Raw genomic sequence first — 9,859 nt, 5'->3', positions numbered from 1 at the left:
ACGTCATGTGGCTGTAGTTCAGACCTGTGCTCTCCCGATCTCCGATTCCCGATTCCCGATTCCCGACTCCCGACTCCCGATTCCCGACTCCCGACTCCCGATTCCCGATTCCCGATTCCCGATTCCCGACTCCCGATTCCCGACTCCCGATTCCCGATTCCCGATTCCCGATTCCCGATTCCCGACTCCCTCAAAAATTTTTTACAAAATTTTTAAAAATATGCTATAATAGTAAAATTTTTGTGCTACAATAAAATTGTCCCCGTTAAAATTGACGGCAAGAGCCAGCCTAACGATCTTCCTTGGGCGAAGGCTGGCTCTGGGTCCCACTTAACTGGCAAGATGCCAGTTCTACGAAGGAGATACACTTATTATGTACTATGGTAGAAACCTATACCCATGGGTACTGGTGAGGTTATTGCCACCGATGGCACCAGTGGTTTTCGCTCGGTTCGACAACCTTTGTGATGCCAAGAGGTATGTGCAGCCTCTTAAACGGCTCATGCCTGATGCTAAGTTCCTTATTTTTTTGGATATTAGTCTGCCTATGGATCAAGAATAATAGGTAGTTAAGGAATGAATAAGAGTAGAGTGGGCATCCTGCCCGCTCGAAAATAAGGAGGAAACTGGCAAGATGCCAGTTCTACGCAAGATGCCAGTTCTACGCAAGATGCCAGTTCCACCCAAGATGCCCATTCCAGAAAACTATTAAAATCATTCCATTCCACGAGCAACGCCCGAAAATAAGGAGGAAACTGGCAAGATGCCAGTTCTACGCAAGATGCCAGTTCCACCCAAGATGCCCATTCCACCAAGATGCCCGTTCCACAAAACTTTTAAAATCATTCCATTATTAACCCCCACACTAGGTGGTCGCAAAGTGCTCCCGCAGCAAATCGTGGATGAATCGATAGCGTCCACCCACTTGCTTGATCAAGCGGCGTTCTGTGGCATAGCTCAGGAAATCAGCATAATTCCAGGGGATTGAACCACTGCGCCAGAGAATGAGGCGGAGGACGAAATGCTGAATCACGGGTCTGCCAGCAAATGAAAAACCCAAGAACATTGCCATCCCAAAAGTAAAAATTAATGCTTCGAGTGGTTCAACATTCTCTGCCGAAACTAGACTAAGTGATACAAAAAATAATAAAGTTACAGGCCAAATAATTAAACTAATAATAACGGTATTTTTAGCAGATTCTTTAATCCCCTGATTCGGTTTATTTCGTGTTTTTATTTCTTCTACAGTCAGCCCTAAAATCAGCCCATAAGTCAGCCAGTAAATCAGCCCGGAAATCAGCCCGGAAATCAGCCCGTAAATCAGCCCGTAAATCCGCCCGTAAATCCGCCCGTAAATCAGCCCGGAAATCAGCCCGGAAATCAGAGTTGTAATTATTTTTGTTCTTTCTTTCAATGAAAATTTAATAGTTTCAGAAGGCTTTATACTATCAGAAATCCGCCCGGAAATCCGCCCGGAAATCCGCCCGGAAATCCGCCCGTAAATCCGCCCGTAAATCCGCCCGTAAATCCGCCCGTAAATCAGCCCGTAAATCCGCCCTAAAATCAGCTTATACAACCACTTTGATCGGGAGTTATTCAACAAAACAGGCTGCATTTTTTCAATCAAAAACTCGGTTTGTTTTTGCTTCTTCAATTGTTTAGCAAGCCAGGCTAACCAGCGCCTAGTCTCCTCTTCTGAATAACCTCGACTGTCATGCTTTTCCTGTAGTTTACGGTCAATGTAATTCTTAAATAACGTTTTACGGCATTCGTTCTGATAGTCTTCCTTTGCTTTAGGATCCTTAAAATATTTCTTTCCTGGCTTCAACCCATCGGGATAAGCCAGGGGAATTAAATGTAATAGCAATGGCATTCTGGCTAACTCTAGCAACCCATCTGAATCTTGCTGAATTCCTGGCCAGAGGCGACCCTTGAACCCCTTTAAATAATTTTTTATCTGCTGATCTGTCAAAGGTTGCAGACAGACTTTTCCGCGCATCTCCAGAATTTGCTCACCGGCTTTGTACTCTTCTTCACGACAGCAGACCACAATTCGAGGAACGTGTTTGACAAACTGATGTAATTGCTGAACACATAACCTTTGCCGCTCTAAGCCCAACTCATCCAAACCATCCAGAAGAGGTAACAACTGACCGGTGGTAATCCACTCCTGAGTAATGGCTTCGGGGAGATTATAACGAAACTTTAAATAAGCTGCTAACCATTCAGCAATGGGTTGGTCATCTTTCCAATCAGAAAGTTCAGCAATAATTGGAATAGGTTGGTCTGGCTGCTCCTGGGCACGTGTAATTAAATCCTTGGCCAAATCCAACAGCATGGTGGTTTTTCCAGAACCGGGGGCACCGAGAATTAACAGTTTCCCGGCAATATGCTTTTGGTTAAATACCTCAATAACCTTTTGACCTGGTTGAGATTCTGTCGTTACTCCCCAGAAAGGTACTGCCAGGTACTTGGGCAACTGTTTCCACCATGGAGGAGAATTGCTAGGATTCACAGTATTTTTTTCTGGACGATCCAGTTGCTCCCTTTGGTCTGGCATCACCAACTTAATCAAGTGGTGATTGTCCAGGGAGTAATAAAGGTAATTGTTAACGTCTGCTGCTATTTCTGCTAGCAAGCGTTGTCGCCATCGCTGTAACTTTGCCTGTGGAATCTGTCTAGGGATTTGAGTTTGGTTTCCTGGCCTAGTTGTGAACAAATACCCAATTATAGGTAGAGCCAATAAGTAACCAATACCTAAAATCCAGTAGACTTGTTGGAACCACTGGGTATTGTCTTGTGCTGATTTTTGAGAAACTAAATTTTCTGCTTCATGAGCTAAGAATACATAAACTATTACGCATAGACCAAATACTATAATTTTGTGAAAGAGAGTTTTTTGCTGGTCAAAGCGATTGATCAAAAGTCCGACAATACAGGTAAGTAGTCCTAGTAGTAACTGGAGTAGTCTTTGAAGGACGTTGGGATTGGTCAGAAGTTCAGCAAGGTTCATCTGTGAAGCGACCTCTGTTTTATCACTATCTTAAATTTTAACGAATTAGCGTCGAGAGAGCCAATAATATAGCAATTATATGTGCCATGAGGGACAAAGAGATCCCCCTAAATCCCCCTTATCAAGGGGGACTTTGAGGTTGAGAAGCGTACCTCATAAATCCTAGAAACGCTATATCAAGTCTGCTTGAATATCTATAATTAAGGAGAGGCTGGGGAGATAGGGAGATGGGGAGATTTTTATTAAGGATAATTATCCTGATTTGATATAAAAAATTAAATAGTCTAGGTAGTTTGATAAAACAGGAAAGTGGGTCGAGTGTGGTAAGTGGGGGGAGTGCGATCGCACTCAAAGTCCCCCTTATTAAGGGGGATTTAGGGGGATCCCTTTGTACCTTATGGGAGATATAATGGCTATAAAACCTCTAAGGAGATTTTTATGAACGCAGAGTTTACCGCCATTATTGAGGCAGCAACAGAAGGGGGATATTGGGCAATTTGTCCTGAAATTCCTGGTGCGAATGGTCAAGGAGAAACGGTTGAAGAAGCCAAAGAAAGCTTGAAGAATGCAATTCAACTGATTTTTGAAGATCGTTTAGCTGATAGTCGTCGAGGATTACCCAAAGAAGCAATCGAGGATACAATTTCTATACACTGGCGGTGCGTTACATTTCATTAACTACGCACTATAGATGGTGCGTTACATTTCATTAACGCACCCTACGCACTTGATTATTTCACGCTATCACCATCATCGGGAAATTTATCAGTATCTTCCAGTTCCAAGATGTCTTCTCTATTGATAACTTCATCACTAATTTCAAGGATAGTATCTGCAGAGGAAAGGTTGTTGTTGACTAGATTTTTAAGTTCTGTGTCAAACAGCTCTCTTCCTTCCTCAAAGAATCGTTTACTGCTATTGGTATTATCAACAAAGGTCAGTGACTGAGCCTGGACATTAGAGATCATTCCAGCAGTTAAGGCTAGGACTGTCAAAGCTAGGGTTGTCTGTTTCCCAAACCTAGGAAGGATCTTAGTTAGGGTAGGATTCATGATGTTAGATTAATGTTTAGCACCTACTTATATTGAATCCAAATATTTTGCTAGCAATTCCGGAATATAGTCATAGCCATCTACGCCAATGACAGCAATAATTTTTGACCGTTGCTGTGCCAAAAGGGTTTGGAAGCCATCTTGCCCCATTTGTCCTTGCAAAATACTTAACAACCCAGCTGGTTTGCGCCAATCTTCAGACCCAATTTGCTCTAATAGATAGGCTCCTAAACTAGCGGTATAAATCACTTTCTGCCAATCTTGCTGGCTGTAGCAAGCTTGGGCTAGGTAGGCCAAATTCACCCCTTGTAAGTACAAATCCCCAGAAAATTGGGCGGCTTGCCAGCCTTGTTCTAAAAATGCGATCGCTTTTTGATACTGCTCAACCACGACATGGGCAATTCCCAAACTACTGAAACACAAGGCTTTACTTTGCCCAACCCCATAACTCCCTGCTGGAGAATCCCCCAATCGTTCTAACAATAATCGACCTTGTTCTAGATAGTTAATTGCACTTTCATACACTTCTAGTTCTGCTTGTTGGCTATCCTGAGCTTGAAACACTTCACTGTAGCCGAAATTCACTAAAGCATTAGCTTCCCCTAACCGGTCTCCAGCTTGACGAGCGAGTATTAATGCTCGTTGACTATAGTTAATTGCATCAGCATAATTTTCTTCCTCGACACAAATCCGACTGAGGTGATTGAAATTAGCAATTTCACAAAGTTTATCCCCAGCCTCACGGGCAATCTCTAAAGCTTCCTGATGGAAGCTATTGGCTTGGTCATAGGCTCCTTGGGACCAAAGGGAATAACCCAACAAGGTTAGAATCCGGGCTTTCTCCTCGGTTCGGTCTACTTGTCGCAGGGGTTCATCTAGGTAATTCAGAGCATCTTGGAGATAGTTGCCGCTAAAGTTAGCAAACACACCACCGTAGAGAGGGAAGTAGTCCCGTTGGGCAAAGGTGCGCAGAATTTGCAGACAAACCTGAAAACAGCCATTTGCTATGGCATTTCCGTAGCTACTAATTGCTGTTTCGTTCAAAACATTAGCTAACCTAGACCAAATAACAGCAAATACGATAAAGGTAGAAATCGATAACTTTGCTCCCATCTTGGAGTCATATACCATTTTATCGAACCAATTCACCAGTCCTCGCTGCAAGCACTGGAGAATCACAGCCAATTCCACCCAAGCCTCTAGTTCCAAACTCGGCTGAGTATCTGCCCATTCATGGAAGGATTGATTCAGCGCTAGACTTTCAAATAAAGACTGGGGTAACGGGCTATCGACCTTTTTCGCCCACAGCCCCCAAGGGCCACGCTGTTCCGGAGTCCCCTCAAATCCCAGTGAGCCTCGACTTTGGTCATAAATCCAACTCACTAGATAATCTTCCAAGCGTTGCCAAGATGCCAAACCCGCCGTAATCCCAGCGGCGAGTTGTCCAAGGTCTGTAGCAGTATCAGAATCAGAGGCTTGTTGTGCCTGTTGCTTTAAGGGTTTAGCCAGGCTCGCCAGTTGTTGTAACGTCAGGGGTGGTTGTTGATTGGGGTCAATCACTCGCAATAAAGCCGTAAAGCGCTCAGCCGGTTCAGCAGTAGTAATGAATTGAATAGCGCTAGTGATAGTTTCAGAAACTCGGTTTTCTTCCTGCCACTGTTCCCATTCACCACGAATGGTATTAAGCGCCCTGAGTTTCCGAATTGCTTTCGCTTGCTTCAACTCACTTTTAGGATTATCTACTTCTGCCTGAGTCATATCGAAGCGCTGATCAAGGCAACGTTCAAAAATTTCCCCAGTGCCAACCGTCACCCCCTTGACCAACATCTGATAGACCTGGGATTTAGAACGGATCTTCCCCTTCAGGGTAGTTTTGACAATGTCATCGATTAACTCAAAATAGCGATCGCTCAATCCCATCTCGTTAGACATAAACCTTTTGCCTGATCAGTGCCCACTTTCCTCAAAAATAGCTCAAAATCAGAATAGACTTCTGGCAGGTCTAGTTAACCGTCAACATGATTCGGCAATTTGACAGTAAACAAAGTCCCCTTACCCAACTCAGACTTAACGTTGATTATTCCTTGATGAGCTTCGAGAATTCGTTTGGAAAGATATAGTCCTAAACCACTACCTGAGCGTTTGTGGCTACCCTGGCGAAACCGTTCAAACAACTGTTTTTGGTCTTCTGGGGATATACCAAAACCAGTATCTTCCACCTCAATCACCACCCACGACTGATTCCCTTCACTAGTCTTGGCACTATTCCTCAGACGAAGGGTCACAGAACCGTTGTCAGTGAATTTAATGGCATTTCCCAGCAAATTGGTGAACAATCGGTGCAGTTCTAAGCGATCGCCCATCACTATGGAGTTAAGCTGCTTCGCGGTCTGATAGTCCAAAGACAGTTTTTTATCACGAGCTAGGGCAGACAGTTCTTGGATGACTTCCTCAATAACCTGTTGCACAGGGATGGCAGAGAAAGACAAATACTTCCGACCGGCTTCATAGCGATAGACTTCTAGTAACGTATTCACCATAGTCAGCAAATTGTGGTTACTGCGAGTCATGGTGACTATGGCTTCCAGGACTGGAGGGGGAATTTCTCCCAAAGCTCCCTGCTGCATCAGGTTTAGGATGCGATCTGCTGCTACTAAGGGGGTGCGCAAGTCATGGGTAAGCCGAGAGACAAAATCTTCTCGTTGGCGAGCAATTTCGTCCCGTTCATCCACACTATGTTTGAGGCGCAAAAGCGATCGCACTCTGGCCAGCAATTCATCCACTTCTACTGGTTTACGAATAAAATCATCCGCCCCCATATCCAGTCCTTGGACCACACTCGGATGATCATAAGCGGTGATCAACAAAATTGGTATAAACGGTAACTTGGGATTGCTTCGGATGCGCTTGGTTACTTCAAAGCCATCCATTTCTGGCATCATCACATCCAATAGCACCAATTCCGGCGGAGATATCTCTATTTTCTCTAGGGCAACCCGACCATTCTCTGCCAAAGTAATGTCGTACCCCTCTTCTTCTAAAAGCGTCTGCAGTAGAAACAAGTTGTCAGGGGAATCATCCACAGCCAAAATGCGATCTGTTTTGGAAGGGCGGTTTAGAGGGAAAGCATTCATTGAATCATTTCGATGGTAAGTCAGAAGTGGAAACCCCTGTCATTCATGTATAGCAAGGGAAGCATGGTGAGCGGACATAGTCTTTTGCTTGAAAGGGAGCAGGGAGCAGGGAGCAGGGAGCAAAAGATCTCCTAAGCTTTGCTTCGACTGCTATATAGGGAGCGGGCTAATTAGGTGGGTCGGCAAGCCATTGCACACAGCCCCTCAGCAACTTCCCCCTTACACAAACAGCAGCCTGAGTTCGCTTCAATATGGCAAATTGTCCTTTACAGGCAAAGAAAAAATTGCGAATAGCGAAGGTCGTTGAAACCCTTAGGGATTAAAGGCTTAGTCCAATTTTTGATTTTCCTTATTTCTCACGGTCACTATGCAGGGCGTTTCAATTTTTGTAAACTGGAAGGAATGGTTTGACTTTAAACTTAATTTTTTGTAAATTATTCTGGTAACCTATGTGCGAATATGGTAAGATCAGCAGCTTATAAAGCTACATTTGCTGCACCAGTCAAAGCTCCTGAACGCTCTGGTCAAGTTACCCGAAAACCTTATCCCAACTATAAGGTAATTGTGTTAGACGATGATTTTAACACATTTCAGCATGTTCACGACTGTCTGGTCAAGTATATCCCTGGGATGACAAATGATCACGCCTGGGAACTAACCCATCAGGTTCACAACGAAGGTCAAGCCATTGTTTGGGTCGGTCCCCAGGAACAAGCGGAACTTTACCACCAACAGCTTTCTCGTGCTGGGTTAACCATGGCTCCCTTGGAGGCTACATAGTATTATGAGCCAACCCAAAGACGGCAGGCTGGTTTGGAATCACTCTACCCACATTCAGGGTCTCATTCCAGTTCTGCAACGACTCACAGATTACCCCGGTATTCAAACCATTACCCCTGCTGTCCTTGGGCGGGCAAGAAGTCACTGTCCTAAATTACAGTTAAAAGTATCAGTGCCAATTCGTGGGGGATTCAAGGTGATTGCCAGGTCTGGTAAAAGCTTTCAAGAGGTGTTCATCCTCACCAACTTGAGTAAGGTCGAACTAGAAAAAGCGATCGCTCAATCAATAAAACGATAAGTATAAAAGTTCGTGCTACAGGGAGGCTATTTTAGAAGTTAGAAGTTAGAAGTTAGATTCTTAATTCTTAATTCTTAATTCTTAATTCTTAATTCTTAATTCTTAATTCTTAATTCTTAATTTTTCATAGTTGTAGGGTGGGCATTGCTTGAAATCAACCCCCAACCCTGGCAGAATTCATCTGAGCAATGCCCACCAACCAGGATACCAAAGGCCGCTTTCCAACTCCCAAACATTCCGGAATTCACATCAGTCTTTGCCCACCCTAGGGTATTGGTGGCCATTGCCCATGTCATTGATAGCTGTTCAATCATGATATTCCAAAAGCAATGCCCAACTTAGGGTATTGGTGGGCATTGCCCATGTCATTGATAGCTGTTCAATCATGATATTCCAAAAGCAATGCCCACCCTACGATTTAAGGCTTCCAAGAGGCAAACTTTCAACCTTCAACCAAATAACCAGCTAACCAGCTAACCTTCAAACCTTGGCCTTGGCCTATTGGCCACGCGGGGCGCGTTTGGCCACGCTACGCGAACAACCTTCAACCTTCAAACCTTGGCCTTGGCCTATTGGCCACGCGGGGCGCGTTTGGCCACGCTACGCGAACAACCTTCAAACCTTCAACCCCTTAAAATTCTGCATTTTGCTCACACGCCCCAATACTGACCCAACTGCTGGAACCATCATCCCAATGCTCTTTTTTCCAAATCGGAGCATTATGCTTCAAGGTGTCAATAGCATACTTACAAGCTGCAAAGGCTTCTGAACGATGAGGACAGCCAATAGCGACTAACACGCTAATTTCCCCAATAGTCAACCGACCGATGCGATGATGGATTACCACCCGATTGACATCAGACCATGAGGCACGAATCTGGGCAGCAATTGAGGAAAATACCTTTAATGCCATGGGCTCATAAGCCTGATACTCTAATGTTACTACTGGTTTACCATCAGTCTGATTACGGACTGTGCCACTCATCATCACCACAGCTCCATTAGCCTGATCATCAGCAAGGGTGTAGATTTCTGATAGGGATAAGGGAGCGATGGTGATCGAAAAACTATCTACCGTTTGCTTTTCAGGGCTCTTGGGCAGGCTCTTGGGCAGGGGAGTCATTAGTGGAGAATTCCAAAGAGTGTTAAGATTAGTAACAGCCTAAGCCTTTATTTATATATTTATATATAGCACTTATCATAGTCATGAGGTACAAAATTCTGGGTGTTAGGGACTTCGGAGCAGGGACTGAGGCCGTAGGCCACGCTACGCGAACGGAGCAGGGAGCAGGGAAGAGAGCAGAGGCAAGAGGCAAGAGGTAAAAAATCCTGTGTACCTCATAGCGATAAGAAACGCTATAGTTTATTTATCTTTACTGGTTGGATTTAATCAATCGGCAACCCTAGCGCCATGTTTCGATTTTTTTAAAATACTTTAAAAATTAGGAGCAGCTGCTCTAATTTCAGTTAATATACCTAAATACTATTCAAATAATATTAAATCAGAAGTTTTTTCTTTGACAAGGGCAATAATCACGTTGTCGAGGGCTAGTGCTCACTAGGCGATGAAACATCTGCCGTC

At 44.3% G+C, this 9,859-nt stretch carries 13 protein-coding genes; 6 read left to right on the top strand and 7 right to left on the bottom strand.

Annotated features, from left to right (window positions below; translation table 11 throughout):
- The first annotated feature begins 26 nt into the window (after positions 1–26).
- Both F6K46_RS18460 and F6K46_RS18455 read left to right on the top strand, forming a co-directional pair.
- Positions 27–254: a hypothetical protein gene (locus F6K46_RS18460; RefSeq protein WP_293117229.1), complete on the top strand. Its 228-nt coding sequence runs from the start codon at positions 27–29 to the stop codon at positions 252–254.
- A 119-nt stretch (positions 255–373) separates the two neighbouring features.
- The gene (locus F6K46_RS18455; RefSeq protein WP_293065302.1) at positions 374–562 is read left to right on the top strand and encodes a hypothetical protein; all 189 of its coding nucleotides are present in this window, start codon (positions 374–376) and stop codon (positions 560–562) included.
- Positions 563–569: 7 nt separating this feature from the next.
- On the opposite strand, the gene F6K46_RS18450 is transcribed toward F6K46_RS18455, so the two are convergent.
- Both F6K46_RS18450 and F6K46_RS18445 read right to left on the bottom strand, forming a co-directional pair.
- Entirely contained in the window at positions 570–815 is a 246-nt protein-coding gene (locus F6K46_RS18450) for a hypothetical protein (RefSeq protein ID WP_293065299.1), read from the bottom strand.
- Between the two features lie 50 nt (positions 816–865).
- The gene (locus tag F6K46_RS18445; RefSeq protein WP_293065297.1) at positions 866–3,013 is read right to left on the bottom strand and encodes an NACHT domain-containing protein; all 2,148 of its coding nucleotides are present in this window, start codon (positions 3,011–3,013) and stop codon (positions 866–868) included.
- Positions 3,014–3,451: 438 nt separating this feature from the next.
- Between F6K46_RS18445 and F6K46_RS18440 the strand changes: the two genes are divergently transcribed.
- On the top strand, positions 3,452–3,691 hold the full coding sequence (locus F6K46_RS18440; RefSeq protein WP_293065294.1) for a type II toxin-antitoxin system HicB family antitoxin: 240 nt from the start codon (positions 3,452–3,454) through the stop codon (positions 3,689–3,691).
- A 53-nt stretch (positions 3,692–3,744) separates the two neighbouring features.
- Here F6K46_RS18440 and F6K46_RS18435 read toward each other — a convergent pair whose 3' ends face one another.
- From F6K46_RS18435 to F6K46_RS18425, 3 genes are all read right to left on the bottom strand, one after another.
- Positions 3,745–4,065 (bottom strand): hypothetical protein, encoded by a 321-nt coding sequence (locus F6K46_RS18435; protein WP_293065291.1) that lies wholly within the window; start codon positions 4,063–4,065, stop codon positions 3,745–3,747.
- A gap of 27 nt (positions 4,066–4,092) precedes the next feature.
- On the bottom strand, positions 4,093–5,997 hold the full coding sequence (locus tag F6K46_RS18430) for a tetratricopeptide repeat protein (protein ID WP_293065288.1): 1,905 nt from the start codon (positions 5,995–5,997) through the stop codon (positions 4,093–4,095).
- 74 nt (positions 5,998–6,071) lie between these two features.
- Complete coding sequence (locus F6K46_RS18425; protein WP_293065285.1) at positions 6,072–7,199, bottom strand: hybrid sensor histidine kinase/response regulator; 1,128 nt, start codon at positions 7,197–7,199, stop codon at positions 6,072–6,074.
- Between the two features lie 459 nt (positions 7,200–7,658).
- On the opposite strand from F6K46_RS18425, the gene clpS reads away from it, so the two are divergent.
- Together clpS and F6K46_RS18415 are read left to right on the top strand one after the other, a co-directional pair.
- Positions 7,659–7,979 (top strand): ATP-dependent Clp protease adapter ClpS, encoded by a 321-nt coding sequence (gene clpS / locus F6K46_RS18420; protein WP_075901189.1) that lies wholly within the window; start codon positions 7,659–7,661, stop codon positions 7,977–7,979.
- A 4-nt stretch (positions 7,980–7,983) separates the two neighbouring features.
- A complete protein-coding gene (locus F6K46_RS18415; protein ID WP_070393817.1) occupies positions 7,984–8,277 on the top strand; it encodes a DUF2103 domain-containing protein in 294 nt (97 codons plus the stop codon).
- A 116-nt stretch (positions 8,278–8,393) separates the two neighbouring features.
- Here the strand turns inward: F6K46_RS18415 and F6K46_RS18410 are convergent, their stop codons facing one another.
- A complete protein-coding gene (locus F6K46_RS18410; protein WP_293065279.1) occupies positions 8,394–8,573 on the bottom strand; it encodes a hypothetical protein in 180 nt (59 codons plus the stop codon).
- Between the two features lie 205 nt (positions 8,574–8,778).
- Between F6K46_RS18410 and F6K46_RS18405 the strand changes: the two genes are divergently transcribed.
- The gene (locus F6K46_RS18405; protein WP_293117226.1) at positions 8,779–8,946 is read left to right on the top strand and encodes a hypothetical protein; all 168 of its coding nucleotides are present in this window, start codon (positions 8,779–8,781) and stop codon (positions 8,944–8,946) included.
- Here the strand turns inward: F6K46_RS18405 and F6K46_RS18400 are convergent.
- Positions 8,909–9,400: a molybdenum cofactor biosynthesis protein MoaE gene (locus tag F6K46_RS18400; RefSeq protein ID WP_293065273.1), complete on the bottom strand. Its 492-nt coding sequence runs from the start codon at positions 9,398–9,400 to the stop codon at positions 8,909–8,911. The genes F6K46_RS18405 and F6K46_RS18400 overlap by 38 nt on opposite strands.
- Positions 9,401–9,859 lie beyond the last annotated feature (459 nt).

Origin of the sequence: Moorena sp. SIO3E8 (assembly GCF_010692445.1) — a bacterium.
In the GTDB taxonomy this organism is placed as follows: domain Bacteria; phylum Cyanobacteriota; class Cyanobacteriia; order Cyanobacteriales; family Coleofasciculaceae; genus Moorena; species Moorena bouillonii.
Note: the sequence above shows the minus strand (reverse complement) of the source record. Positions and strands in the feature narration are given on the sequence as shown.

Bases quoted from the DNA above. Each gene is read 5' to 3' on its own strand.
- F6K46_RS18415 (WP_070393817.1), top strand. From the start codon at position 7,984: ATGAGCCAACCCAAAGACGGCAGGCTGGTTTGGAATCACTCTACCCAC.
- F6K46_RS18430 (WP_293065288.1), bottom strand. From the start codon at position 5,997: ATGTCTAACGAGATGGGATTGAGCGATCGCTATTTTGAGTTAATCGAT.
- F6K46_RS18435 (WP_293065291.1), bottom strand. From the start codon at position 4,065: ATGAATCCTACCCTAACTAAGATCCTTCCTAGGTTTGGGAAACAGACA.
- F6K46_RS18440 (WP_293065294.1), top strand. From the start codon at position 3,452: ATGAACGCAGAGTTTACCGCCATTATTGAGGCAGCAACAGAAGGGGGA.
- F6K46_RS18445 (WP_293065297.1), bottom strand. From the start codon at position 3,013: ATGAACCTTGCTGAACTTCTGACCAATCCCAACGTCCTTCAAAGACTA.
- F6K46_RS18425 (WP_293065285.1), bottom strand. From the start codon at position 7,199: ATGAATGCTTTCCCTCTAAACCGCCCTTCCAAAACAGATCGCATTTTG.
- F6K46_RS18410 (WP_293065279.1), bottom strand. From the start codon at position 8,573: ATGACATGGGCAATGGCCACCAATACCCTAGGGTGGGCAAAGACTGAT.
- F6K46_RS18400 (WP_293065273.1), bottom strand. From the start codon at position 9,400: ATGACTCCCCTGCCCAAGAGCCTGCCCAAGAGCCCTGAAAAGCAAACG.
- clpS (WP_075901189.1), top strand. From the start codon at position 7,659: ATGGTAAGATCAGCAGCTTATAAAGCTACATTTGCTGCACCAGTCAAA.
- F6K46_RS18455 (WP_293065302.1), top strand. From the start codon at position 374: ATGTACTATGGTAGAAACCTATACCCATGGGTACTGGTGAGGTTATTG.